Raw genomic sequence first — 25,259 nt, forward strand, 5'->3', positions numbered from 1 at the left:
AGCCGAGGAAAGGGGGCCTTCACGCGCGGCAGTTGCGACTGCTGATGCAAGCGAGGCACATGTGGCGACCATCGCTCAACGCTTCCCGCTCCGGGTATCGCAAGTCCCCCGCATCGATAACCTCCGCATTATCGATCAGGGCGACTTTCCGCGTTGATCACCCGCCACCCCCGGGAGAAGCTGGGTTCTGTCAGCGAGCCGCTGAACACGAAGAACCAAGGAGACGCCACCATGTTCGACCCCATCCTCCTCCGGGCCGCCGACGCCGAGATCGTCAGCGACGCGCCGGGCAGCGAGATCACGCTGCTGGCCGACTCGGACACCACCGACGGGGGCTTCACCGCGAACCGCGCGACCCTGAAGGACGGCGTCTTCGGCACCCCGGCCCACTTCCACACCCTCGCGACCGAGTTCTTCTTCGTGCTCGAAGGAAAGCTCCAGGTCCTCGTCGAGGAAACCCTGCACACCCTGGAGAAGGGCGACTTCCTCGCCGTGCCGCCCAAGGTGCCGCACGCGTTCGGGCCCGCCGCCGGATCGGACGCCGACGTCCTGGTCACCTTCACGCCGGGCATGGCCCGCTTCGACTACTACCGGCTCCTCGACCGGGTCGCTCGCGGCGAAGCGGACCCCTCGGAAATCGCCGCGTCCGCGAAGCAGTACGACAACCACTACGTCGACAGCCCGGTCTGGCGTGCCGCGCGCGGCCAGTGAGCGTCAGTCGATGACCGCGGTCGCCTCGATCTCGACGAGGTGCTCGGGCACATCGAGTGCCGCGACACCGATCAGTGTTCCCGGAGGAACCGGGGTACCGCCCAGTTTCGCGGCGGCCCGGTCCACGCCTTCGAGGAACAGCGCGAGTTTGTCCGGCGTCCAGTCGACGACGTAGACGGTCATCTTCGCGACGTCGTCGAAGGTGGCGCCGGCCCCGGCGAGCGCGGCGCCGATGTTCAGGTAGCACTGCTCGACCTGCGCGGCGAGGTCGCCTTCGCCGACAAGGGCACCGTCGGCGTCCCAGGAGACCTGCCCCGCGATGAAGACCAGCTTCGACCCGGTCGCGATCGACACCTGCCGGTAGGCGGGGATCTCCGGCAGTCCCGCGGGATTCACCAGGGTGATGCTCATCCGTACTCCTCATAGGTCACTTGTGGTTACCCAGAAACCGTAGGAGAGTGTGCGGCGACCTGGAAGAACGCACTTTTTCGTGACTGGGGAACCTGATGGTGACCAAGCAGCTCGACGGTTCGGACGACGCCGATCTCCTGCGGGCGGACTCACTGGCGCGCGAGATCTTCTCCGACGTCGCCAACAAGTGGGCGCTCCTGATCATCGAAACGGTCGGCGACAGCACTCGGCGATTCACCGAGCTGCGCGACGACATCGAGGGCATCAGCCACAAGATGCTCACCCAGAACCTCCGCATGCTGGAGCGCAACGGCCTCCTCGAGCGGACGGTGCATCCGACGGTGCCGCCGCGCGTCGACTACACCCTCACCGAGGCAGGCCACGGCCTGCGCGCGACGGTCGACGGGATGTGCGACTGGACCCACCGGTTCCTCGGCCATATCGAGAACTCACGACGCCGGTTCGACGCCCCCGCCTGAGCTTCCGGAATACGTCGCGAGTCCGGCCGGTTAACCTTGGCATCAAGTAGTTCAATGCCAAGCTAACTGGGTGGGTGCGATGAGCGAGAACATCGATCTGTTCCTTTTTCTCGAACCGGGTTCCGACCCCGAGACCGACCGGGTGGTGCAGGACCTCGGCGACGCGGAGGCGCTGCTCGTCTGGGTTCCGGACGGCGCCGCCGCCGCGAAGGTCGCGTCCGAGGCGGTGGCCGACGGCGCCCGGCTCATGGAGCTGTACCGCGGTTTCGACCTCGCATCGGCGGCTCAGGTCATCGAGGCCGTCGACGGCCGGGCGGCGGTCGGTGTCGCGGGGTACGGCGTGCCGGCCGCCCGGCCGGTCCGCGATTCCGCCACCGTCTTCGTCGGGCATCCGAGCGCCGATCCGGCGAAGCACCGCCTGGTCCGCGAGCACGCGAGCGGCGGCAGGACGACGGTGGTCTCGGTGCCGGACTCCCCCGCCGCGGTCCGGATCGCCCGCGAACTGGCCGACGCCGGGACCGGGGCGATCGAGATCTGCGGCGGCACCTCACTGACCGTCGCGCGTGACGTCGCGGCGGCGGTCAGCGACCGGGTACCGGTGAGCCTGGTCGCCTGGCCGGTCGACTCGATCGAGCGCGCGGCCGCGTACAAGGCCGAGTTCGAGGCGGAGAACGATTAGCCGGTTTCGGCGTGCAGGAGGAGCTTCTTCAGCAGGGCCGCCAGCGTCCGCCGTTGCGCCGGGCTGAGCGGCGACAGGATGTCTTCGTCGGCGACGAGGACGGCGTCCAGCGCCTTCGCCGCGAGGTCGGTCCCGGCCTTGGTGAGCCGGATCCGGACCGCGCGGCGATCTTCGGGATCGGAGTGGCGCTTCACCAGGCCACTCCGCTCCAGCCGGTCGAGCCGCGCGGTCATCGCGCCGGAGGTGATCAACGCGGTCTCCGCCAGGTCCCGCGGATGCGTCCCTCCGGGGTCGCCGCGGCGCCGCAGGGTGTTCAGGACATCGAAATCGGCATAGCTGAGACCGAACGGCCGAAGCGCCTCGACGACGGCCGACTGGCCGTGCCCGGCGGCGCGGAACAACCGGCCGACCACCTGCAGGGCGCTGACGTCGAGCGCGCCGTCGCTGGCGGCCCACTCGTCGACCATGCGGTCGATGGAATCCTTCGGCACCGCGAAAGCCTAGCCGTGCCCCTCGGCCGCGGACCACTGACGACGGCCTTGCCCGTCAGCGCGGTCATGGCTCAGCACACCGACCGAGGTCGCGTTCGGGAAGGTCCCGCAGCACCAAGCCGTTCAAGACGGAAACCGTGTCCACAGTGGTCTTTCGACCTGGATCTGCCCGCGGGCGTCTTTTCACCGTGCTGCCAACGAAAATCCGGTCCTCCGGCTTGCGGCCCGGAGCCGCCCGAAAAGGGCAGTGACCGTACTCACTACGGAAATTCACGTGACAGGCACCGACCGGCACAGGCAGACTGAAGGACGAATTCACCTCGCCTTCGCTGTCACCGTTGCCGTCGTCGAAGGCGGCCCACGCGGACCCGCGCCCTTCCAGGAGCCCTTCACTGATGACCGAGACCCTGCCCGAAACCACCCACGACCAGGAACGGGCACCGGCCAAAGCCGGGCTCCTGATCGGAGTCCTGGTCCTGTCCGCGTTCGTGATGATCCTCAACGAGACCATCCTGAGCGTCGCGCTGCGTGACCTGACCGTCGACCTGAAGGTCCCGACCACCACCGTCCAGTGGCTGACCAGCGGCTTCCTGCTGACCATGGCGGTCGTCATCCCGACCACCGGGTTCCTGCTCGAACGGTTCACCCCGCGCCAGGTCTTCCTCGCCTCGCTGACCCTGTTCAGCACCGGCACCCTGGTCAGCGCGCTCGCCCCGGGCTTCGCCCTCCTGCTGACCGGCCGGGTCATCCAGGCCTGCGGTACCGCGGTGATGCTGCCCCTGCTGATGACGACGGTGATGCGCCTGGTCCCGGTCGAGAAACGCGGCGCCACGATGGGCACGATCACCATCGTCATCGCGGTCGCCCCGGCGATCGGCCCGACCATCGGCGGTGCCGTGCTCTCCTCGCTCGGCTGGCGCTGGATGTTCTGGATCGTGCTGCCGCTCGCGATCGCGGCCCTGGTGGTCGGCATGCTCCAGCTGCGGCTGGAGAGCGACACCCGCAAGGTTCCGCTGGACGTGCTGTCGGTGATCCTGTCCGCCGTCGGTTTCGGTGGCGTCCTGTACGGCCTGTCCGTGTCCGGCGAGTCCGCCGGCGGGCATCAGCCGGTGCCGCCGTGGGTGCCGATCGTCATCGGGGCCGCGGCACTCGCGGTGTTCACCTGGCGCCAGTTGCGCCTGCAGAAGGAAGATCGAGCCCTGCTGGACCTGCGCCCGTTCACCCACCGCAGTTTCGTCGTCTCGCTGGTGCTGACGGCGCTGCTGTTCATGTGCCTGCTCGGCGCCGCGGCGATCCTGCTGCCGCTGTACCTGCAGACCGTCCTGCGCACCAGCACGTTCGTCAGCGGGCTCGCGGTGCTTCCCGGCGGTCTGGTCCTCGGGCTGCTCGGCCGTCCGGTCGGCGCGTTGTACGACCGCTTCGGCCCCCGGCCCCTGGTCATCCCCGGCGCGGCCGCGATGGCGGTCTCGCTGTGGCTGTTCGCGCTGCTCGGCCCGGAGTCGCCGCTGATCGCGGCCATCGCCATCCACGTCCTCCTGATGGGCGGGCTCGGCCTGATGATGACGCCGCTGATGACCGAGTCGCTGGGGTCGCTGCCCGAGCACCTTTATTCACACGGCAGCGCGATCCTCGCCACCCTGCAGCAGCTCGCCGGCGCGCTCGGCACCGCCGTGTTCATCGCGGTGGCCACGGCGAGCACGGCCACGGCCGGGGCGGCCAGCCCCGACTCGGCGGGTATCCGCACCACGTTCATGGTCGCCGGTTGCGTCGGGCTGGCCGCGTTCGTCGGTTCGCTGTTCGTCAAGAAGAGCGCCGGCGGCACCTCGGTGGCCGCTCACCACTGATCCACCGCTTCACCGCGCGCCCGTCGTGGCCTCCACCCGGGGCTCGGCGGGCGCGCGTCGTTCGACCACCTTCCGGCCGTAGGCGATGGCGGGCAGCTCGACCCAGCGGCGCAGCGCGCAGGCGAACACCAACGCGACGCCGGTGGTCGCGGCGGCCTTGGCCAGTCCGCTGGGCAGCAGCCAGCCCGTAACCCCGGCGGCACCGGTCTGGGCAAGATAGAGCGCGTACGAACGATCGCCGACGAAGGTCATCGGCCTGCACGAGAGCAGTGTCCGCACCGGGCCCGGTGAGACGACGGCGACGAGCAACAGTGCCGAGCCCGCCGCGTAGACCGGGACCACGAACTGCCAATGCCCGCCGACTGCCTTCGCCAGCGGGCCGACGGAGAACTGCAGCACGACGAAGCCGCAGCCGGTCACCGTGGCGACGGCCGGGCTGGTCAGCGGTCGGACCAGGGCGAACCCGCGCGGATGGTGGAGCGTCATCGCCAGGAGACAGCCGACGACCAGCGAGCAGTAGTGCACCGAGAGGCTCGCCCAGGTGTGTGACGGCGCCAGCGGCAGCGCGAACAGCACCACACCGAGAACGGCCGAGGCGCCCAGCAGTAGCCGCAAGGCGGTCTTCCCGTTTCGCGCGAACGACGTCAGCACCAGCAACGCGGGCCACACCAGGTAGAACTTCTCCTCCACCCCCAGCGACCACGACGTCGGATAAGGCGTGTTGAAGTCGACGAGTTCGTTCCCGAAGACGAGGTAGTACGGCATGGCGTCGGCGAGCCTGCTGCTCTGATACGTCCCGCCGATCGTCACCGCGATCGTGGTCAGCGCCAGGAGCAGGAAGTACACCGGCATGATCCGGAAGACCCGGCGCAGGTAGAACCCGCGCAACGAGATCCGGCCGTCGCGGTCCTCCTCGCGCAGGGCCAGTGTCGTGATGAGGAACCCGGACAGCACGAAGAACAACTGCACGGCGATCCAGCCCTGGAGGCGGTCCACGACGGGGCCTCCGTAGTGGAAGAACACGACGGCCACGGCGGCGAGCGCACGCACTCCGGTGAGGCCGGGGAACCACGACGAGGCCAGGTAGTCGGCGTGGCCGAGGGGCCGCCACCAAGAGCGGAGCGAAGGAGCGAACATGGCCCGAAGGGTCGGGCCGGGACGCTGAACCGAAGCTTAAGGAAGCTGAAGACGTCTTCAGCTTCGCGCTTCCGCCAACGGAAGGCGGACGACCAGACGGGCGCCTCCGTCGTACTCGGCGACCTCGACGGTGCCGCCGTGCGCATGGGCGATCTCGGCCACGATCGCCAGCCCGAGGCCGGCGCCACCTTCGTCACGGGCACGTCCGTCGTCCAGCCGCACGAAGCGGTCGAACACCCGCTCACGGTCCGCGGCGGGGATGCCGGGCCCGTCGTCGGTCACCGTCATCACGGCGAGATCGTCCACAGTGGACGTGTGCACCTCGACATCGGTCCTGGCATGGCGTTGCGCGTTGTCCACCAGGTTCCGCAGCAGCCGTTCGAGCCTGCCGCGATCGCCAAGAACCGTCGGATCGTCCTCGATCTCGGCGCGGACGCCCTGCCGCCCGGACAGACAGGATTCCACCACTTCGGACAGCCGCACCGGGGTGGCCCGCTCCGGCTCGGCGTTGTCGAGCTTGCCGAGCAGGACGAGGTCGGCGACGAGGTCCTGCAGCCGTGTGATGTCGAGGAGCGCGTTGCGGCAGGCGTCGCGCCAGTCCAGCCGGTCCGGATGTGCGAGCAACACCTCGAGCTGCGTCCGCAGGGACGCCAGCGGGGTGCGCAGTTCGTGCGACGCGTCCGAGGTGAACCGGCTCTGCCGGGTGACCGCGGTGTCCAGGCGCGCGAGCATCGTGTTCATCGTTTCGGCGAGCTTCGCGATCTCGTCGGCGCTGTCCGGGGCCGGGACCCGGCGGGAGAGGTCGTGCGCGCCGATCTCCGCCACCTCGGACCGGATCGCCTCGACCGGGCGCAGTGACCGGCGGACCGCGAACCACGCGATCGCCCCGATCAGCAGCGCGATCACCGGGACACCCACCAGCAGCGTCACCCGCACCGAATCGAGCGCGGCCTGTCCGGACTCGTCGACGATGGCGGCGCCGTAGATCCGGTACTTGCTGTCCCCGCTCACGGTGACCGCCACGTGCAGCCGGAGCCCGTTCCTCTCCGGATCTTCCCCGAGCTCACGCGCGCAGCCGACGGATTCCCGGCTGGCGAGGTCGATGTCGCCGGGTTTGAGCTCCTGGACGGCGTCGCCGTACGCGAAACCTCCGTCCGGGACGATCGCCCTGGAACGCAGGCCGGGACAAGACGCGACCCGCTCGCCGGTCTGGGTGGTCACCTCGTAGATCGAAGCCCGCACAAGGAACCCTAGATCAGCCGGGGCGGCCCCGGTGTTCAGCACGTGGACGACCGCGGCCGCGCGCTCCCTCGCCACCTGCGCGGCGCCGTTGCCCAGCCGGTTCTGGGCGTCGAGCACCAGCCACGCCGACACGACGCTGAGCGCGACAAGGGACGTCACGAACGACGTCAGCGCGACCCGGAAGCGAGTCGACCGCCACGCCTTAGGCACCGGAGCCCACCACGTGGTAGCCGGCGCCGCGCACCGTCCGGATCGTCTCCGCGCCGAACGGCACGTCGATCTTCCGCCGCAACGCGCTCACGTGGACCTCCACCAGGTTCGCCGTCGCCGAAGCCGCGAAATCCCAGAGGTTCTCCAGCAGCTCCGCCTTGGTGACCACCTCGCCCTGCCGCTGCATCAGATACGCCAGCAGGGCGAACTCCTTGGTGGTCAACGGGATCTCGGCGGTACCGCGACGGCAGATGCGACTCGCCTGGTCCAGTTCGAGATCGCCGAGCCGCAGCGTGCCCGGCCGGATCGCTCCCCCGCGCCGGATCAGCGCCCGCAGCCGGGAGAGCAGCACGCCGTAGGAGAACGGCTTCGGGAGGAAGTCGTCGGCGCCGGTGTCGAGCGCCTCGATCTCGTCGTCCTCGCCGTCCTTCGCGGTCAGCATGAGGATCGGGGTGGTGTCGCCCCGCTCGCGCAACCTCCGGCACACGCGATACCCGTTCAGCCCGGGCAGCATGATGTCGAGGATCATCGCGGCGTACGGATGTTCGGCGGCGTACCAAAGCGCGTCGCGGCCGTTGTGCGCGACGTCCACGGCGTAGCCCTCGGCGCTCAATCCCGCCCGGAGCGACTCGGCCAGGCGTCGCTCGTCCTCCACGAGCAAGATCCTCATCCGCTCACGATCCCATACGGCCCCGCTCGTGAGTGATCGAAGGCGGAACTCGCGTGATTGGAGCCGGAACACACGAGTTCCGCCTCTGATCACGCGAGTCACGTCCCTGATCACGCGAGTCACGCCTTCACTCACGCTGCGCCCTGCGTGCCCAGTCCGTGAAGGCCTCCTTGAGGGACCCAGAGTCCCTCAAGGAGGCCTTCACGGACTTACCACTCGCGAGGTTCAGGCCTCCGTGTGCCCCAACAGCGGCCGCGGCACGAACCTCGCCTCGGGTTCGAGCATCGTGTCCAGCTCCAGCACGACGAGGTCGTTGCGCCCCGCCCGGACCACCGGCCGCGGCACGTACAGCGTCCTTTGTGGACCGCGACGCCAGTATCGGCCGAGCATGAACCCGTTGACCCAGACCATCCCCTTGCCCCAGTGCCCGGTGTCCAGGAAGAGGTCGGCGGGCTCGTCGAGATCGAAGCCGCCCCGCACGGTCACCGGCCCGGCCAACGGCCCCGCCGGGCGCTCGGCCACGGTGACCTCGGGCAGGAGATCCGGCAGCGCGGGCACGTCGACGGGGATGACCTCCCAGCCCGTCAGGGGTTCGCCGTGCAGCTGAACGCCGCCGATGATCCCCTTCGCCTCACCGATCCGCTCCCCGTAGTTCACCCTGCCCTGGTCTTCCACCAGCACCACCAGCTCACCGCGAGCCCGGGGCAACGGGATCGCGCGATCGTGGTGCTCGCGGAGCAGGGTGCCGAGGCGGTCACCTTCGAAGAACACCGTCGCCCGGTCCCGCACCTCGCCGAAGGTGAGCACGCCGGGCTGCCCGGCGTCGACGGTCGTCCGCAGGAACGCCAGGCGCGGGGCCGGGGTCAGTTCGTCGAAGGTGGGCAGGTTCTCGTGCTCCTGCGCGGTCCCCCAGCGGTGTGGCGAGTCGAGCAGCCGCGTGGGGTCGCTCAGGGCCGCGACCGGCGCCGGAGCAGGCCGTGCCTCGGGCGGAACGCTGTCGGGAACCTTGTGATAGCGCGCGATCACCTCGCGGAAGGCGTGGTACTTCGGCGTCGGGTCGCCCGCTTCGTCGAGCGGGGCGTCGTAGTCGTACGAGGTGACAAGCGGCTGGTAGACGCCCTTGTCGTTGGCCCCGTTGGTGAGCCCGAAGTTGGTGCCGCCGTGGAACATGTAGAGATTGACCGAGGCACCGGCCGCGAGCAGCGCGTCGAGATCCGCCGCCGACTCTTCGACCGAGGTGGTGTGGTGGTGCGCGCCCCAATGGTCGAACCAGCCGTTCCAGAACTCGCTGCACATCAAGGGACCCGTCGCCTGATGCTCCCGCAGGGTCTTGAGCCGTGCCGTGCTCTGCGAACCGAACGACGCCGTCCGGTGGAGCACCCCGTCGAGACCGCCGTTCGCCAGCATCTCGTGGGTCGGCTGGTCCACCGTGGTCAGCGGGACGGTGATCCCGGCGGCGCGGGTGTGGTCGGTCAACGCGGTCAGGTACCGCTTGTCGGAACCGAAGGCGCCGTACTCGTTCTCCACCTGCACGAGCAGCACCGGCCCGCCGCGGTCGATCTGGTGCGGCGCCACCACGCGGTAGACGTCGTCCAGATAGCCGCGGACGGCGGCGAGGTAGCGCGGCTCGAACTCGCGGACGCGGAGTTCGGGGTCCCGCAGCAGCCAGGTCGGCAGGCCGCCGTTGTCCCATTCCGCGCAGATGTACGGCCCGGGCCGGACGATCGCGTACATCCCGGCCTCGGCGATCAGCCGGAGGAACCGGTCGAGGTCGAGGCCGCCGGAGACATCGAATTCGCCCTGCTCCGGCGAGTGCGCGTTCCAGGCGACGTAGGTTTCGATGGTGTTGAGACCCATGCGGCGGGCCTTGTCGATCCGATCGGCCCAAAGGTCGGGATGCACACGGAAGTAGTGCAGCGCCCCGGAGATGATCTGGAACGGTTTCCCGTCGAGCAGGAAGTCGGTCTCCCCGATGGCGAACTCAGGCATCCCGGACCACCTCCGAGGTCAGCCGGAACGCGGTCCAGGAAAGGGGTGGGAGGGTGACGGTGATGATGGTTCCTTCCGGATCGTGCGCGGCTGTCGCGCCGGGCAACGGGACGGGCCGGACCGGCTCCGCGTCGGCTGAATTCGTGAGATGACGGTCGTGTCCGTCCGGGACCGCGATGGTCCAGGTCTCCGCGAGCGCCAGTCGCGCGCCGCGGATACGCAGCCGGACGTCGGTCGAGGAGCCGGTCGCGCGATTGGTGAGGAACACGGCACAGCGGCCGTTTTCGTCGAAGGTCGCCGCCGCGTCGACGACGTCCACGCGGCCGCGAAGTCCGGTGTGGACGGTGTCACCCGTGACGGTGAGCCAGAGGCTGTTCCCCACGGCCAGCGCCGAGGTGAGGCTGAACGGGTGGAACGTCGACTGCCGCCACGCCCGGCCACCGGGTTCGGTCCGGATCGGCGCGATGACGTTCACCAGCTGCGCCTGGTTGGCCATCGTGACGCGGTCGACGTTGCGCAGCAGGGAGCCGAGCAGTGATCCGACGACGACCGCGTCGGTGACGGTGTAGTCGTCTTCGATGATCCTCGGTTGTTCACGCCAGCCGCCGTCGATCAGTTCCCGCTGCTCGACTTCGTTCCAGTGGCGCTGATCCCACACGTTCCACTCGTCGACGCTGATGCCGATCTTCTTGTCCAGCCCGGCCTTCGCCAGGACGTCGTCGATGATCCCGCCGGTGGTCCGGATGTAGCCGTCAAGCGCGGCGGAGCTGGCGAGGTAACTGGCGACGTCGCCGTCGTGTTCCTGGTAGTAGGCGTGCAGTGAGAGATGGTCGACGAGCCCCGCGGTGTGCTCCAGGACGGTGCGCTCCCACTCGCCGAACGTCGGCATCTCGCTGTTCGAACTCCCCGCGACCACGAGTTCGACACCGGGGTCGATCATCCGCATGAGCCGCGCGGTCTCGGCGGCAAGCCAGCCGTACTCGTCCGCGGTCTTGTGCCCGACCTGCCACGGCCCGTCCATCTCGTTGCCGAGACACCACAGGCGGAAACCGAACGGGCGGTCGGCGCCGTTCGCGTGCCGCCGCTCGCTCAGTTCCGTTCCGCCGGGGTGGTTGCAGTACTCGAGGACGTCGGCGGCCTCCTGGACACCGCGGGTGCCGAGGTTGACCGCGTACATCACCTCGACCTCCGCGGCCCCCGCCCACGCCGCGAACTCGTGCAGCCCGAAGCGGTTCGACTCGATGCTGTGCCACGCGGGATCGAGCCGGACGGGCCGGCTTTCCACCGGTCCGACGCCGTCCTCCCAGCGGTACGCGGAAACGAAGTTCCCACCGGGATATCGGATCACGGACGGCCCCAGCTCGCGGACCAGCCCGAGGACGTCGCCACGGAAACCCTGACCGTCCGAAGTGGAGTGTCCGGGTTCGAAGATCCCGGTGTGGACGGACCGGCCCATGTGCTCGACGAAGGAGCCGAAAAGCCGTCGCGGCACCGGCCCGATCACGTCGGAGACGTCGGCTTCGATCTCGATGCCCACGCCTCACCCCGCGCTGACGGTGAAGCCCTGCTGGTTGCCGTAGTCGACGATCGCCTGCTGCCAGGCGTTCAGTCCGGCGTCGAGCGAGGTGCCCCCGAGATAGGCCTTCCCGACGGTGTCGCTGAAGACGCTGTTGGCGTAGGTCTGGTACGGCAGGTAGCTCCAGCCCTTCGCGACGTTCTTCGACGCGTCGTTGAGCACCTGGTTGATCTTCTGGCCGCCGAAGTAGGGATCGGCCTGATCGAGGAAGGCCGGCGAGCCCAGGTCGGCCGTCGTCGCCGGGAAGCCGCCGCTGGCGATGAACGGCTTGACCCCGTTGCCGTGGTTGAGCCAGCGGACGAACGCCGCCGCCAGCGCCGGGTTGCCGCTCTGCTTCAGCACCGACTGCGTGCTGCCGCCGTTCTCCGCGGTGACCGGCTGCCCGTCGTAGGTCGGCATCGGCGCCACCGCCCATTTGCCCGCGCCGCCGGGCACCGAGGACTTGAAGTTGCCCGGCATCCAGGCGCCGGTGACCAGCGAGGCGATGGTGCCGTCACCGAGTGCGCGGAACCAGTCGTCGGACCACTCCTTGATCGGGGCGAGGAGCTTGCCTTCGACCAGCTGGTTCCAGGTGGCCGTCCACTTCTTGGTGCCCGCGTCGGCCAGGTCGACCTTGACGTTCCGGCCGTCGGAGGTGAACGGTTTCCCGCCCGCCTGCCAGATCATGCTGGTGGCGAAGCCGGGGTCGCCGGTGTCGGAGGTGAGGTACTTGCCGGGGTCGGCCGTGTGCAGCTTCTTGGCCGCGGCGACGTACTCGTCCCAGGTCTTCGGCACGGCGATGCCGTGGGCGTCGAAGACTTCTTTGTTGTAGAACAACGCCATCGGACCGGAGTCCTGCGGGAGGCCGTATAGGCCGTTATTCACCCGGACGCTGGACCAGGTCGAGGGCGTGTAGTCCTTTTCGAAAGCCCCGAAGCCGTACTGATCGAGATTGGCCAGCGAATCGGTGAGCGCGAACTGCGGCAACGCGTAGTACTCGATCTGCGCGACGTCCGGCGCCCCGGAGCCCGCCTTGATCGCGTTCTGCAGCTTGGTGTACTGCTCCTTGTTGGTACCGGCGTTGACGTAGTTGACCTTGACGTTCGGGAACTCCTTCTCGAACGCGGCGACCTGGTCCTTCGCGGACGGCGTCCAGCTCCAGTAGGTGATCGTGCCGCCCGCCTTGAGCGCGGCGTCGACCGAGTCCTGCGACCCGGTGACCGGGCCCTCCGCGCCGGACGAACAACCGACGGCCAGTGCCGCGGCCAAGGCGACGGCGACCGCTGCCTTGACGCGTCTGTGGATTCGCGACATCGAATGTCCTTTCGGGACGGTGATCATTGCTTGACGCTGCCCGCGCTCAGGCCGGACTGCCAGTAGCGCTGCATGAGCAGGAAGGCGATGACGAGCGGGACGATGGTGAGCAGCGAACCGGTCAGCACCAGGTGGTACACCGGCTGGGCGCCTGCACCGGAGGCCTGGGCGCTCCACTGGTTGAGGCCGACGGTGAGCGGATACCACTTCGGCTCGCTGAGCATGATCAGCGGCAGGAAGTAGTTGTTCCAAGTGGACACCACGGTGAACAGGGCCACCGTGACGATCCCCGGCGCCAGCTGGCGCAGTGTCACGGTGAGGAAGATGCGGATCTCCCCCGCGCCGTCGATCCGCGCCGCTTCCAGCAGTTCGTCGGGGATCGCGTCGGAGGCGTACACCCAGATCAGGTACAGGCCGAACGGGCTGATGAGCGACGGGATGATGATCGCGAGCGGCGTGTTGGTGAGGCCGAGTTCGCTGAACATCAGGAAGGTCGGCACCGCGAGCGCCGTACCGGGGACCGCGACCGCGCCGAGCACGACCGCGAACACCGCACGGCGGCCGGGAAAACGGTACTTCGCCAGGCCGTATCCGGCCGCGGTGGCGAGGACGGTCGCTCCCCCGGCACCCGCCACGACGTAGAGCAGCGTGTTCCCCAGCCAGCGCAGGAAGATCCCGTTGTCGTAGGTGAAGGTCTCGCCGATGTTGTCGAACAACGCGAACGGCCCGCCGAACGCCAGGCCCGACGTGGTGAACAGGGCGGGCTGCGTCTTGGTCGCGTTGATCACCAGCCACACCAGCGGCACGAGCGTGTAGATCAGGTACAGCGCCATGACGGCGGTGAGGACACGCGACTTCCGTGGCCGCGTCACCGAGAACGTCGCCATCACATCCCCTTCCGGGATCCGCGCAGCTGCACGACATAGGCGATGATCGCGGTGATGACGCCCATCACGATCGCCACGGTGGCGGAGTAGTTGTACTGCTGCGCGCCGAAGGAAAGGTTGTAGGCGTACATGTTCGGCGTGTAGAAGGTGCCGATCACGTTGGGCGCCAGGGTGCGCATGATGTTCGGCTCGTTGAACAGCTGGAAGCTGCCGATGATCGAGAAGATCGTCGCGATGACGATCGCCCCACGCAGCGCGGGCAGCTTCACGCTCAGGATGGTGCGGAACGCGCCGGCGCCGTCGATCGCCGCGGCCTCGAACTGCTCCTTGGGGATCACCTTCAGCGCGGAGTAGAAGATGAGCATGTTGTACCCGGCGAACTCCCAGGTGACGACGTTGCCGATGGAAGCGAGCATCCAGTTGTCCGACAACGGTTTCACCACGTCGCGGCCGAGCAGGTGGTTCAGGTCGGCGGCCAGCCCGAAATGGTCGCCGTAGAGGAATCCCCACATCAGCGCGGCGACCACGGCGGGCACGGCGTAGGGCAGGAAGATCACGACCCGGAAGAAACCGGCGGCGTGCAGCCGGGCGCTGTCGATCGCCAGCGCCGCGATCAGCGCGAGCACCAGCATGATCGGCACCTGAACGACTAGGAACACCAGCACCCGCTGGAAGGAGTCCCAGAACTTCGGGTCGGCCAGCACCTGCGCGTAGTTGTCCACCCCGACGAACTTCGTGCCCCCGAAGAAGGCCTGATCACGGAACAGGCTCAGGACGAACGCGTAGCCGATCGGGGCCAGGAAGGTCAGGGCGAACACCAGCATGAACGGTGCGACGAAAAGCCAGCCTCGCCAGTCGCGGCGGGCGCGGCGCGCGGGGGCCGCACGGCGGGGCGGCGCCGGCGTCGGCGCGACCGCTGTGGACGTCATCGTCCCTCCGGATTCTGGCGAGAATGGCGCGGCTCGTGAGATGTTTACGTCAACATCAGACCGGCGGAGGCTATCGTGTTGACGTGAACATGTCCAGGAGCGGCCGCGGGCCGTCGATGGCCGACGTCGCCAGGGAAGCCGGCGTGTCCGGCCAGACCGTCTCCCGGGTCGCGAACGGCAGGTCGAACGTCGACGAGGCGACGCGCGAACGCGTGCTCGCCGCCATGCGCCGGGTGGGCTACCGCCCCAACAGCGCCGCCCGCGCGCTGCGCAACGGCCGCTTCCGCAGCATCGGCGTGATCATCTCCGCGCTCTCGACGTTCGGCAACAGCCGGACCCTCGACGCCGTCGCGTCCGCGGCCGCCGTCGAAGGGTTCTCGATCGTCCTCATGCCGGTGAGCAGGCCGTCCCAAGGCGAGGTGTCGGGAGCCTTCAGCAGGTTGGACGAGCAGGCCGTCGACGGCGTCATCATCCTGATCGAACAACACGAACTGGACCAGAGCGAGATCGAACTCCCCCACGGGCTCCCGGTCGTCGTCATCGACGCGGGCGGGCGGCGCGACCATCCGGTGGTCGACTTCGACCAGGCCTCCGGCGCCACCGCCGCGACCAGGCATCTGCTCGACCTCGGCCACGAGACCGTCTGGCACGTGGCCGGACCGCCCGAGTCCTACGCGGCCGAACGCCGCCGGAAGTCGTGGCAGGAGACCTTGGAGGACGCGGGAAGGAACGTGCCGCCACCGCTCACCGGCGACTGGTCGTCGCGGTCCGGGTACGAACACGGCGTCCGGCTGGCGGGCGATCCCGCCGTCACCGCCGTGTTCGCCGCCAACGACCAGATGGCGCTCGGGCTGTTGCGAGCGCTCCACGAAAAGGGCCGGTCCGTTCCTGGCGAGGTGAGCGTCGTCGGCTTCGACGACATGGACGAGGCCGCCCATTTCTGGCCGCCGCTCACCACCGTCCGGCAGTCGTTCGGCGAGGTCGGGAAGCGAGCCGTCGCTGCCCTTCTGGCCGGGATGTCCGAGGCGGGGGCGACGGAGGCGATCAGCGTCCCGACCGAACTCGTCGTGCGCTCCAGCACCGCCCCACCAGCTCACTGAAGGCGAGCCTATACGCGCGCGGGGGTTGCGAAAGCCACTTTCGCAACGTTGAAGGTTGCGAAAGTGGCTTTCGCAACGTCGGCCGTGGCCGAGCCCGGTACCACCCAGGCGACACACCTCCAGCACGTCCACGGACCGTAGGCCGGAAGCCGGTAGGTAGCCAACGTGTCCTTGTGGACCATCGACATCGTGATCGGCTCACGACGATACGTTCGCCTTCCCTCTCAATAGGTAAGCCCGATGCCCCACTCGCCACAACAACACCCAGCGGCCACGACGCCGCACCGGTTCGAAGTCCCCGTCAGCTCCCGGATACACCGGCTTCTCCTTGCGCGGCACCGGTGATGTTGCGGACCATGCCACCGAAGACGACACCGTGGAACGGCGCGATCCCTTTCCAGTACGCGTGCCCGGCCAGCCCGTGCGGCTCGAACACCGCGCGCTGCCGGTAGATCGTCCGACCGTCCTCATCGGACTCGACGCCGAGTTCGAGCCAGGCGCGGCCCGGCAGCTTCATCTCCGCGCGCAACCGCAGCAGCCGCGGCCGGTCGAGGTATTCGACGCGCCACCAGTCCAGTGCCTCGCCGAGATGCAGCCGTCGCGGATCCCGCCTGCCGCGCCGCAACCCGACGCCGCCGACCAGCCGGTCGGCCCAGCCGCGGACCGACCAGGCCAGCGGGAACGAGTACCACCCGTGTTCGCCGCCGATGGACTCGATGACGTCCCACAGCGCCTCCGGCGAGGCGTCCGTCCGCTGCTCGCGTTTGTCCTCGTAGACGGTCCCGCCCGCCCAGTCCGGATCGCTCGGCAGCGGATCCGAGGGCGCCACGTCACCCGACGCGTCCGACCAGCGGGTCGGCACGTCGGCGTTCCGGATCCGGGACAGCGCCAGTTCGACGGCGCGCTCGTAGTGGGTCAACCCGGCTTCCGGGTCGGGGATGTGCTCGGCGATCGCGTGGTCGTGACAGACGACCTCGTGCACCAGCGACTCGATCAGCGGTACCGCGATCGCCTTCGGCACGGGCGTGACCAGGTTGACCCATTGCGCGGACAGCCACGGGGTCAGCACCGGCACCGGCACGACGGCACGCCTCGGCAAGCCCGCCACGACGGCGTAACGGCGCATCATGTCCAAATAGGTCAGCACGTCGGGCCCGCCGATGTCGAAGGCACCGTTCACGTCGGAGGGCAGGTCCGCGGCGTGCACGAGGTAGTGCAGCACGTCCCGGATCGCGATCGGCTGGATGCGGTTGCGCACCCAGCGCGGCGTGACCATCGCCGGGAGCCGCTCCGTCAGGTAGCGCAGCATTTCGAAACTCGCCGAGCCGGAGCCGATGATCACCGCGGCCTGCAGGACGATCGCGGGCACCCCGGAGTCGAGCAGGACCCGGCCCACTTCGGCGCGCGACGCCAGGTGTGGCGACAACTCCTCGTCGTCCGGCACGATGCCGCCCAGGTACACCAGCCGCCGCGCGCCCGCCGTCTTGGCCGCCTCGGCGACGGTTTTCGCCCCCTCGCGGTCGACGTCGACGAAGTCCTTGCGCGCCAACGAATGCACGAGGTAGTAGACGACCTCGCAGCCGGTCAGGGCCGTCTCGATCGAGGACGGATCCGTGACGTCCCCTCGTTCGACCTCGACACGGTCACGCCACGGTTCCTCGGCGACCTTCTCCGGCGAGCGGGCCACCACCCGGACCTCGTGACCCGCTTCGAGCAGTTGCGGCACCAGCCGTCCGCCGACATAACCCGTCGCCCCGAGCACCACACATCGCATGCTCCCGAGTGTTCACGGTGCCAGCCGGCCCCGCACTTCGACAGTCGCGGCGATGGTGCCCCGAAGGAACCGGGCGACCGTCCGACGCTCGTCCTCCCCCATCTCCCGCCACGCTTCGGCGTAGCGCTTTCCGAGAGGCAGGAAGAACTCGGCGCCGATCTCCCGCGCCTTCTCGTGCATCCGCAGCTCGACCTTGCGCCGGTCGGTCGCGCTCCGGTCGCGATGGACGTGCCCGGCCCGCTCCAGCCGGTCCAGCACCGCCGTCGTCGCCGACGCGCTCAGGTGCAACGCGCTCGCGAGCGTGCTCGGACTCATCGGCGCCCCCATCCTGGCGGCGTCCATGATCACCGCGAGCGCGTTGAGGTCGGTCCGGTGCAGGCCGTGCTTCTCCCCGAACATTTCCGCGAACCGGTCCGCTTCGACGGTCAGCTGCCGCAGCAGGAGTACGAGCAGGTCGTCCGTGACCTGTCCGGCGTCCTCAGCCATGTCGGGTAGCTCCCCTCACGTTGCCCCGTCCGGGTGACCACTCTACTATTTCGATGGTCGAACTATTCACTCGTCGAAGTAGCACTGGAGCCATCCGTCCATGATCTCGGAAGTCGAACGTCCCGCCCGCACGCGGTCACGTCTGCGGTGGCTGCTCCCGGCCCTGGTGGCGGTCGCCTGGCTGATCTTCGGCGGCTTCAGCGGCCCGTACGCGGGCAAGCTCAGCCAGGTCACGGAGAACGACAGCAGCAGTTTCCTGCCGGCGTCGGCCGAAGCGACCGAAGTGGGCGAACTCCAGAAACAGTTCTCCAGTGCCGCTGTCATCCCGGCGATCGTCGTCGCCGAGCGGCCGTCCGGCCTGACCGAGGCCGACAAGCGGTTCCTCGCCGACCGGACGTCGAACGCGCGGCTCGTGCCTGCCCCGCAGAGCGACGCGGGCGCGCAGGTGGTCGTACTCCTGGACGCCACGACCGACCCCGGCGACGGCGTCGAGACACTGCGGGAGTCGCTCGCCCGCGACACCCCGGACGGGTTGAAAGTGCTGGTGACCGGCCCCGCCGCGCAGGTCGCCGACCTCAAGGAGGCGTTCGGCGGGATCGACGGGCTGCTGCTCCTGGTCGCGGGCGCGGTGGTCGCGGTCATCCTGGTCATCGTCTACCGCAGCCCGCTCCTTCCCGTGCTCGTCCTGCTGTCGGCGGTGTTCGCGCTGGGCACGGCGAGTCTCGCGGTGTACCTGCTCGCGGATCACGACGTGCTGGCACTGAACGGACAGAGCCAGGGGATCCTGTTCATTCTCGTCTTCGGCGCCGCCACCGACTACGCGCTCCTGATGATCTCGCGCTATCGCGAAGAACTCCGGACGACCGGCGACGCCCGCACCGCGCTCCGCACGGCCTGGCGCTCGACCATCGAGCCGATCGCGGCCTCCGCCGGGACCGTGATCCTCGGCGTGCTGTGCCTGCTGTTCAGCGATCTGAACTCCAACAAGGGGCTCGGCCCGGTCGCCGCCATCGGCATCGGTGCCGCGTTCATCACGACCATCACGTTCCTGCCCGCCGTGCTGGCCTTGTGCGGGCGCAACGCCTTCTGGCCCTTCCGCCCGGCGGTGACCCCGCCTCGCGACGAGACCGGCGGACTTTGGGCACGCGTGTCGGGCCTGGTCGCCCGCGCACCGCGCACGATCTGGATCGTCACGACCGTCGTCCTGCTCGCGGGCGGCGCGTTCCTCCCCCAGCTCAAGGCGTCCGGCACCGCGCAGTCCGACGTCTTCCTCACACCGGTCGATTCCGTCGCGGGACAAGAAGTCCTCTCGCGCTACTTCCCCGGTGGCTCCGGCTCGCCGACGGTGATCATCACCCCCGCCGGCCAGGCTCAGGCCGTCACCGCGCTGGCGCGTGTCCCCGGCGTCTCCGACGTCCGGCAAGGCCCCGAAGCGGGCGGGCTCGCGAAGATCGACGCCGTGCTCGCCGATCCCCCGGACTCCGACGCGGCCGTCGCGACGGTGCAACGGATCCGCGACGCCGTGCACACCGTCGACGGCACCAAGGTCGGCGGGCCCACGGCGACGCTGCTCGACACAAGGGATACCTCGGAGCACGACCGGATGGTGATCATCCCGATCGTCCTGGTCGTGATCTTCCTCGTGCTCGCGTTGCTGTTGCGATCACTGCTGGCGCCGCTCCTGCTGATCGGCACGGTGGTGCTGTCCTTCGCCGCGACGATGGGAGTGTCGGCGCTGGTGTTCAACCACGTCTTCGACTTCCCCGGTGCCGACCCAGTCGTCCCGCTGTTCGGCTTCGTCTTCCTTGTCGCGCTGGGGATCGACTACAACATCTTCCTGATGACGAGGGTCCGCGAAGAGGCGGGCAGGATCGGCACGCGGGACGGGACGCTGCGGGGTCTGCGTGTCACCGGCGGCGTGATCACGTCCGCCGGCGTGGTGCTGGCCGCGACCTTCGCCGCCCTCGCGGTCCTGCCGATCCTCTTCCTGGCACAGCTGGCTTTCATCGTCGCGTTCGGCGTCCTTCTCGATACGCTCCTGGTCCGTTCGCTGCTGGTCCCGGCTCTGACGGTGGACGTCGGACGGAAGATCTGGTGGCCGTCGAAACTGGCAAAGACCGGCCGGGAATGACGCCTTGCCCGTAACCTGGTGACCATGAGCGCTGACCAGGACGCCGTCGACGAGCAGATCCAGGACGCCGCCGAACGCGGTGACCTGGCCGAACTCCGGCGGCTGGCCGACGCCGGCAGCAGCGACGCGGTGGATCAGCTGATCGAAACGGCGACCGAACTGGGCGCGCTGGACGAGCTACGTCGGCTGGCCGCAGGCGGGAACCAGGACGCCGCGGATCAGCTGGCCGAGCTCACCGAGGAGTAGTGCCCCGCATAGCCGGGATGAGCACCGGAAGCGCGGCCAGGAGCGCGAGACCGCGCGCGACGCCCGCGACGGGATAGGGAACGCGAAGCCCGAACCTGTGCGCGAGCAGCCCGCCGGTCAGCGCGCCGAGCGGCATCAGTCCCCAGCCGAGTAGCCGGTAGACGCTGTTGACCCGGCCGAGCAGAGCCGGCGGAACCTCCTGTTGCCGGACGCCGACGGTGACCACGTTCCAAATGGTCGTCACGAAACTGCTCACCGCCCAGAACCCACCGAGTACGGCGATGTTCGGGCTGAACCCCATTCCGGCGAAAACGACGGCGTTCACGGCGAGGGAGACGAGCAGCGCGCGGAGGTCGCCGAGCCAGGCGACCAGCCGAGTGATCACCAGCCCGCCCACGACGCCGCCGATCGCCGCACCGGCGAGCAGCAGACCGAACACTCCCTCGCCGAGGTGCAGCACGTCGGTCACGAAGAGGACGAGCGTCGCGTTCCCGAGCTGACCACAGAAGGTGTTGATGCCCAACAGCACCGCGAGAGTACGAAGCAGGCGGTGTCTCATCAGCCACCGGAGTCCGTCGAGGACTTTCACGCTTTCCGCCTGACCACCTCGTCTGGGCAGCTTCGCGAGGAGCACCGCGGCGACGACGAACGACAGGGCGTCGACGGCGAACGGCAACGTCCAGGCGAGTGCGAAGAAGAGACTCCCGAGAGGCGGGCCCAGGAACTGCCTGCCCACGATCATCGCCACCTGCTGCCTGCCGTTCGCCTGGTGCAGCAAGCCTTTCGGGACGAGATCCGGAACCGCCGTCTGCGCCGCGTTGTCATAGAAGACGTCGCACGCCCCCAGCGCGAACGCGAGCAGGACGAGCACGGGCACGGTGATGGCCCCTGCCGCGACGAGCGCGGTGAGCACGCCGACGATCAGGGCTTGGAGCGCCTGCGTCCGCCACATGAGCGTCGTCCGGTCGACCCTGTCGACCACGGAGCCGGCGGTGAGCGACAGCAGAAGCCACGGCAGGTACGTCGCGGCGGAGACCAGGGCGACGTCTCTGGCGTCATGGCTCACCGTCACCGCCAGCAGAGGCAACGCCGCCGTGAAGACGCCGTTGCCGAGACTGTCGATCCCGGTGGCCCACCAAAGCCGTCGGTAGGCGCGGGGTAGGTCGGGCATGGCCGGATCGTGGCGGCGCCCGATGTTCCGGGGACACCATTTAGGTCTGGGCTACATACTCGGACGATGCCGATGACCATCGAGCTGGGTGTCGCCGAACTGGCCGCGACCCGGTTCGCGATCTCGCCGCTGTCCGAGACCGTGGCCTGTCTGCTGCAGATCGCCGGTCTCGATCCGAATCCGGTCAATCTGCCCTGGCTGCGGTGGGCGCGGGAAGAACTCGATCGCGCGCCGCTCGATCTTCCCCGGACTTGGCCACTGCTCGTCAACGGCAGGCTCAGCTGGCCCGAGTTCCTCGTCCCCGCTCCTCGGGGTTCGGGCGCATCGCTCGAAAAAGACCTCGACGCGGTGCGGCGAACCCCTGAAGCCCAGGTAAGGGCGAGCCTCGACCGGGTCTTCGGCACGAAGCTTCCCCGCGCCGCAGCCGCACTGGCCGGCAATCCTCGATCCGGCCTGCGAGAAATCGCCGACGAACTGCGCGAAGCCCACGATCGCCTCGTCTCACCGCATTGGCCGCGGATGCGAGCGGTACTGGACGCCGACGTCGGATTCCGCGCGCGGCAACTGACCGCGGGCGGTGCCGAGCGTCTGTTCGCGGATCTGCATCCGGATCTGCGCTGGTGCGCCGACCGGGTGACGCTCGCCGGTGAGCGCTGGCGGAATCGGCACAGTGTCGTCACACGAGGACCTGGCGGTCTCGTGCTGATGCCGGTCGTCCTCGGCTCGCCGTATGTCCTGATCAAGAAGAACACGTCGACCCAGACCACGATCCGCTATCCGGCGCGGGGAACCGGCGCACTGTGGGCTGCCGGGACACGTGCAGCCAAGTCCAGCGCCGTACGACTCCTTGGGCGGATGCGAGCCACTCTCCTGAGCTCGTTGTCCTCCCCCGCGACCACGACCGACCTCGCGCGCGCCTTGGGCGTGACACCGAGCGCCGTCTCCCAGCACCTCAAGGTCCTGCGGGACAGCGGACTCGTCGCACGCGAACGCTCCGGCCGCAGCGTCCTCTACCTGACGACGCCGCTCGGTGAACGGTTGCTCTGACGGTCAGAGGTCGATCAGCTCGACGGTCACTTTCGCCACATCACCTTCCTCGATTCCCTCCGCCATGCGGACCGCTTTCTTGACCGGCAGCACGTACGCACCCCGTTTGGAGTCCGGGAAGATCGACGTCTTCCATTTGCTGCCGCCGATACCGACCTGGACACGGACCGCACCGAACCCGCGGCGCGGCCCGTCGCTGATCTCGCGGATCTCCTCGGAGATGTCCTGGGGCAGGCTGACGAAGGTCCAGGTCTCCCCACGGCGGGCGTCCCAGACCCAGAGCTCGGCATCGAACACGACGATCATCGGTGGAGCGTCGCATACGGGACCGACAATTCCGCGCGCCCCGCTACCGTGGCCGAGTGGATTTCGTCGTGATCTTCGGACCACCCGCCGTCGGCAAGATGACCGTCGGCGAGGAACTGTGCAAGCTCACCGGGTTCAAGCTGTTCCACAACCACATGGCCATCGAGCCGGTGCTCGGCATCTTCCCGTTCGGCTCGCCGCCTTTCGGCAAACTCGTCAACGAGTTCCGCCGCCGCGTCATCGAGGAGGCGGCCGACGCCGCGCTTCCCGGCCTCGTCTTCACCTACGTCTGGGGCCTCGATCTCCCCGAGGACACCGACCTCATCGCCTCGTACGTCGACATCGTCCGGTCGCGGGGAGGCAGGACGCGTTTCGTCGAGCTGTACGCGGATCTCGACGAGCGCCTCGAGCGGAACACCACCGAGCTCCGCCTCGACCGCAAGCCCAGCAAGCGGGACCTCGACTTCTCCCGCGCCAATCTGCTCGAATTCGACCGCGACTACGTCATGAACACCGAAGACACGCGGCGCACCCATGCCCAGGACCTGATCGAGCGGCACGATCACGTGCGCATCGACAACACCCGCTCGAACCCGGCGGAGACCGCGGCCTTAATTCTCCGAAAGATGCCGCAGTGACCGGGTCGTCGTCGCGCCGAGCACCCGCGAAGCCATCCACGCCAGCGCGTCGGCCGTACGTGCCGGGGTGTCCGACGGCTGCATGACGTGGCTCAGCACGGTCCGGACCACGACGTCGATCGCCACATCCAGCTGCGTGGCGTCCAGCGGCGGGCCGTAGGCGCGGACACGGCCACGCAGCATCACGGTCGCTTCGCTCAGCAGGCTCCCGGCCCGCACCGTCAGCAGCGGCAGCAACTCGGTGTCGGCGCCGTGCGTGGCCGAGACGATGGCGCGCAGCAGGAGATTGTCGTCGGCGAGTTCGAGGACACCGCGAACGGCGTCGTGGATCGCCTCGACGAGGTCTTCGGGATGCCGTTCGAAAGCGTCCCGGACCACCGCGAGGAACCGGCCGAGTTCGTGCGAGATCATCGCTTCGGCGAGCTGGGTCTTCGAGCCGAGTTCGTTGTAGACGGTCTGGCGGCTGACGCCGACGATCTCCGCGAGCTTGCTCATCGTCACCGAGGACCAGCCGGAGCGCACGGTCAGCTCGATCGCCGACGCGACGATCGGTTGACGGTACGGACCTCCCGTAGCCGGTGCCTCACTCATGATCGTCATTCTAGGCGGCCGATTCGGCGGCGAACGCCAGCGCCTCGGGCCACGGCGCCCGCCCGGCGATGTGGCGACGGTACTTCATGATCTCGCGCGGCCGGTCGACGGTCAGCGCGCCGACGATCCGGTCCCCACGCCGGTACAGCGCGGTGAAACCACCGGACTCCGGGACGGCGGTCACCACCTCGTCCGCCCGCGGGGTGCCGACGAACTGGATCCGGTGGTCGTACCAGTCCGACCAGAAGTACGGCACCGGCGACAGCGCCTTCGCCGTTTCCGAGGCGAGCGCGTGACGAGCGGCCGCGGCACCCTGCTCCGCGGCGTTCGTCCAGTGCTCCAGCCGCATCAGCTCACCGTCGAACAGCGGGTTCGCGGCATGGGCGACGTCGCCGGCGGCGTACACGCCGGGCACTCCGGTCGCGAGCGTGGCGTCGCACACCACACCGCCGTCGCACTCGTGCAGCGGCACCCCGCTGCCGGCCAGCCAGCCGGTGGCCGGGACGACGCCGATGCCGGCGACCACCAGATCCGCGGGCAGCACCTCGCCGGTCGAAAGCCGGACGCCGGTCACCACGCCGCCGTCGGACTCCAGGCCGGTGACCGTGGTGGACAACCGCAGTTCCGTGCCCGCCGCCCGGTGCAGCGCGGCGCACACCGCACCGGCCTCGGCGCCGACGGACCGGGTGAGCGGGACGTCGAGTGTCTCGACGATCGTCGACGACAGCCCGCGCTTCCGTGCCGCGGCCGCGACCTCCGAGCCGATGAAACCCGCGCCGATCACGACCGTGCGTGCCCCGGCGTCGAGCGCGGCACGGACCGCCAGCGCGTCCTCGGCGGTCCTCAACGTGTGGACCCCGGCGATCCCCTCGCTGCCGGGCAGCCGCCGCGCGGTGGCGCCGGTCGCGATCACCAGTGCCTCGTACGGAACCATCGTCCCCGCCACCGAAACCTCGCGGGCGGTGGTGTCGAGTCCGTCCGCGGCGGCCCCGAGCATCAGTTCGACACCGAAGTCGTCGCGCAACGCGTCCTCGCCGTGGAACGGCTCGACCTTGCCGGGTCCTTCCTCGTCGAGGAACGACTTCGACAGCGGGAGCCGGTCGTAGGGCGGGTGGTCCTCCGCGCCGATCAGCACGATCCGGCCCCGGTATCCGTCCCGGCGCACCGCCTCCACCGCGCGCAACCCGGCCAGTGACGCGCCCACGACGACCAGTGTCACGA

At 69.0% G+C, this 25,259-nt stretch carries 25 protein-coding genes; 9 read left to right on the forward strand and 16 right to left on the reverse strand.

All coding sequences use genetic code 11. The features are described from left to right. Positions 1–231 precede the first annotated feature (231 nt). On the forward strand, positions 232–711 hold the full coding sequence (locus AVR91_RS04445; protein ID WP_063273501.1) for a cupin domain-containing protein: 480 nt from the start codon (positions 232–234) through the stop codon (positions 709–711). Between the two features lie 3 nt (positions 712–714). Here the strand turns inward: AVR91_RS04445 and AVR91_RS04450 are convergent, their stop codons facing one another. Further along, on the reverse strand, positions 715–1,122 hold the full coding sequence (locus tag AVR91_RS04450; protein ID WP_063273496.1) for a RidA family protein: 408 nt from the start codon (positions 1,120–1,122) through the stop codon (positions 715–717). Positions 1,123–1,217: 95 nt separating this feature from the next. On the opposite strand from AVR91_RS04450, the gene AVR91_RS04455 reads away from it, so the two are divergent. Together AVR91_RS04455 and AVR91_RS04460 are read left to right on the forward strand one after the other, a co-directional pair. After that, a complete protein-coding gene (locus AVR91_RS04455) occupies positions 1,218–1,601 on the forward strand; it encodes a winged helix-turn-helix transcriptional regulator (protein WP_063273497.1) in 384 nt (127 codons plus the stop codon). 79 nt (positions 1,602–1,680) lie between these two features. Then, positions 1,681–2,280: a DUF6506 family protein gene (locus AVR91_RS04460; protein ID WP_063273498.1), complete on the forward strand. Its 600-nt coding sequence runs from the start codon at positions 1,681–1,683 to the stop codon at positions 2,278–2,280. On the opposite strand, the gene AVR91_RS04465 is transcribed toward AVR91_RS04460, so the two are convergent. Further along, positions 2,277–2,771, reverse strand: coding sequence for a MarR family winged helix-turn-helix transcriptional regulator (locus AVR91_RS04465; RefSeq protein WP_063273499.1), 495 nt, complete (start codon positions 2,769–2,771; stop codon positions 2,277–2,279). The two genes, AVR91_RS04460 and AVR91_RS04465, sit on opposite strands and share 4 nt — an antisense overlap. Before the next feature lie 395 nt (positions 2,772–3,166). On the opposite strand from AVR91_RS04465, the gene AVR91_RS04470 reads away from it, so the two are divergent. Then, positions 3,167–4,615 carry a DHA2 family efflux MFS transporter permease subunit gene (locus tag AVR91_RS04470; RefSeq protein WP_063273500.1) on the forward strand — a complete coding sequence of 483 codons (1,449 nt, stop codon included), beginning with the start codon at positions 3,167–3,169 and terminating at the stop codon, positions 4,613–4,615. A 9-nt stretch (positions 4,616–4,624) separates the two neighbouring features. Here the strand turns inward: AVR91_RS04470 and AVR91_RS04475 are convergent, their stop codons facing one another. The 8 genes from AVR91_RS04475 to AVR91_RS04510 all read right to left on the reverse strand — a co-directional run bounded on the left by AVR91_RS04475 (position 4,625) and on the right by AVR91_RS04510 (position 14,548). Further along, a complete protein-coding gene (locus tag AVR91_RS04475; RefSeq protein WP_076857259.1) occupies positions 4,625–5,752 on the reverse strand; it encodes an acyltransferase family protein in 1,128 nt (375 codons plus the stop codon). A gap of 57 nt (positions 5,753–5,809) precedes the next feature. Then, a complete protein-coding gene (locus tag AVR91_RS04480) occupies positions 5,810–7,204 on the reverse strand; it encodes an ATP-binding protein (RefSeq protein WP_063271821.1) in 1,395 nt (464 codons plus the stop codon). Next, positions 7,197–7,874 (reverse strand): response regulator transcription factor, encoded by a 678-nt coding sequence (locus tag AVR91_RS04485; protein WP_063271820.1) that lies wholly within the window; start codon positions 7,872–7,874, stop codon positions 7,197–7,199. Before AVR91_RS04485 ends, AVR91_RS04480 begins: the two co-directional genes overlap by 8 nt. A gap of 225 nt (positions 7,875–8,099) precedes the next feature. Continuing rightward, on the reverse strand, positions 8,100–9,863 hold the full coding sequence (locus tag AVR91_RS04490; RefSeq protein ID WP_063271819.1) for a glycoside hydrolase family 35 protein: 1,764 nt from the start codon (positions 9,861–9,863) through the stop codon (positions 8,100–8,102). Beyond that, the gene (locus tag AVR91_RS04495; RefSeq protein ID WP_063271818.1) at positions 9,856–11,400 is read right to left on the reverse strand and encodes an alpha-N-arabinofuranosidase; all 1,545 of its coding nucleotides are present in this window, start codon (positions 11,398–11,400) and stop codon (positions 9,856–9,858) included. Before AVR91_RS04495 ends, AVR91_RS04490 begins: the two co-directional genes overlap by 8 nt. Before the next feature lie 3 nt (positions 11,401–11,403). Then, positions 11,404–12,732, reverse strand: coding sequence for an ABC transporter substrate-binding protein (locus tag AVR91_RS04500; protein WP_063271826.1), 1,329 nt, complete (start codon positions 12,730–12,732; stop codon positions 11,404–11,406). A 23-nt stretch (positions 12,733–12,755) separates the two neighbouring features. After that, positions 12,756–13,619, reverse strand: a complete 864-nt coding sequence (locus tag AVR91_RS04505) for a carbohydrate ABC transporter permease (protein ID WP_063271817.1) — start codon at positions 13,617–13,619, stop codon at positions 12,756–12,758. Beyond that, positions 13,619–14,548 (reverse strand): carbohydrate ABC transporter permease, encoded by a 930-nt coding sequence (locus AVR91_RS04510; protein ID WP_083715263.1) that lies wholly within the window; start codon positions 14,546–14,548, stop codon positions 13,619–13,621. Before AVR91_RS04510 ends, AVR91_RS04505 begins: the two co-directional genes overlap by 1 nt. 89 nt (positions 14,549–14,637) lie before the next feature. Here AVR91_RS04510 and AVR91_RS04515 point away from each other — a divergent pair, with 89 nt between their 5' ends. Continuing rightward, complete coding sequence (locus AVR91_RS04515; protein ID WP_063271816.1) at positions 14,638–15,648, forward strand: LacI family DNA-binding transcriptional regulator; 1,011 nt, start codon at positions 14,638–14,640, stop codon at positions 15,646–15,648. A gap of 301 nt (positions 15,649–15,949) precedes the next feature. Here the strand turns inward: AVR91_RS04515 and AVR91_RS04520 are convergent, their stop codons facing one another. Continuing rightward, positions 15,950–17,422, reverse strand: a complete 1,473-nt coding sequence (locus AVR91_RS04520; protein WP_063271815.1) for an SDR family oxidoreductase — start codon at positions 17,420–17,422, stop codon at positions 15,950–15,952. A gap of 12 nt (positions 17,423–17,434) precedes the next feature. Then, on the reverse strand, positions 17,435–17,908 hold the full coding sequence (locus AVR91_RS04525) for a MarR family transcriptional regulator (protein WP_063271814.1): 474 nt from the start codon (positions 17,906–17,908) through the stop codon (positions 17,435–17,437). A gap of 100 nt (positions 17,909–18,008) precedes the next feature. Here AVR91_RS04525 and AVR91_RS04530 point away from each other — a divergent pair, with 100 nt between their 5' ends. Both AVR91_RS04530 and AVR91_RS04535 read left to right on the forward strand, forming a co-directional pair. Next, a complete protein-coding gene (locus AVR91_RS04530; RefSeq protein WP_063271813.1) occupies positions 18,009–20,039 on the forward strand; it encodes an MMPL family transporter in 2,031 nt (676 codons plus the stop codon). Positions 20,040–20,063: 24 nt separating this feature from the next. Continuing rightward, the gene (locus AVR91_RS04535) at positions 20,064–20,285 is read left to right on the forward strand and encodes a hypothetical protein (RefSeq protein WP_063271812.1); all 222 of its coding nucleotides are present in this window, start codon (positions 20,064–20,066) and stop codon (positions 20,283–20,285) included. Here the strand turns inward: AVR91_RS04535 and AVR91_RS04540 are convergent. Continuing rightward, positions 20,272–21,456 carry an MFS transporter gene (locus tag AVR91_RS04540; RefSeq protein WP_063271811.1) on the reverse strand — a complete coding sequence of 395 codons (1,185 nt, stop codon included), beginning with the start codon at positions 21,454–21,456 and terminating at the stop codon, positions 20,272–20,274. The genes AVR91_RS04535 and AVR91_RS04540 overlap by 14 nt on opposite strands. 66 nt (positions 21,457–21,522) lie before the next feature. On the opposite strand from AVR91_RS04540, the gene AVR91_RS04545 reads away from it, so the two are divergent. Beyond that, a complete protein-coding gene (locus AVR91_RS04545) occupies positions 21,523–22,503 on the forward strand; it encodes an ArsR/SmtB family transcription factor (protein ID WP_228709122.1) in 981 nt (326 codons plus the stop codon). A 3-nt stretch (positions 22,504–22,506) separates the two neighbouring features. Here the strand turns inward: AVR91_RS04545 and AVR91_RS04550 are convergent, their stop codons facing one another. Then, positions 22,507–22,809 carry a DUF1905 domain-containing protein gene (locus AVR91_RS04550; protein WP_063271809.1) on the reverse strand — a complete coding sequence of 101 codons (303 nt, stop codon included), beginning with the start codon at positions 22,807–22,809 and terminating at the stop codon, positions 22,507–22,509. Between the two features lie 56 nt (positions 22,810–22,865). Here AVR91_RS04550 and AVR91_RS04555 point away from each other — a divergent pair, with 56 nt between their 5' ends. Beyond that, entirely contained in the window at positions 22,866–23,447 is a 582-nt protein-coding gene (locus AVR91_RS04555; protein WP_063271808.1) for an AAA family ATPase, read from the forward strand. Here the strand turns inward: AVR91_RS04555 and AVR91_RS04560 are convergent. Together AVR91_RS04560 and AVR91_RS04565 are read right to left on the reverse strand one after the other, a co-directional pair. Further along, complete coding sequence (locus AVR91_RS04560) at positions 23,421–24,047, reverse strand: TetR family transcriptional regulator (RefSeq protein ID WP_063271807.1); 627 nt, start codon at positions 24,045–24,047, stop codon at positions 23,421–23,423. The genes AVR91_RS04555 and AVR91_RS04560 overlap by 27 nt on opposite strands. A gap of 1 nt (position 24,048) precedes the next feature. Further along, positions 24,049–25,257, reverse strand: a complete 1,209-nt coding sequence (locus AVR91_RS04565) for an NAD(P)/FAD-dependent oxidoreductase (protein ID WP_063271806.1) — start codon at positions 25,255–25,257, stop codon at positions 24,049–24,051. Between the last annotated feature and the right edge of the window lie 2 nt (positions 25,258–25,259).

This window comes from Amycolatopsis keratiniphila subsp. keratiniphila (assembly GCF_001620365.2).
In the GTDB taxonomy this organism is placed as follows: Bacteria; Actinomycetota; Actinomycetes; order Mycobacteriales; family Pseudonocardiaceae; genus Amycolatopsis; species Amycolatopsis keratiniphila.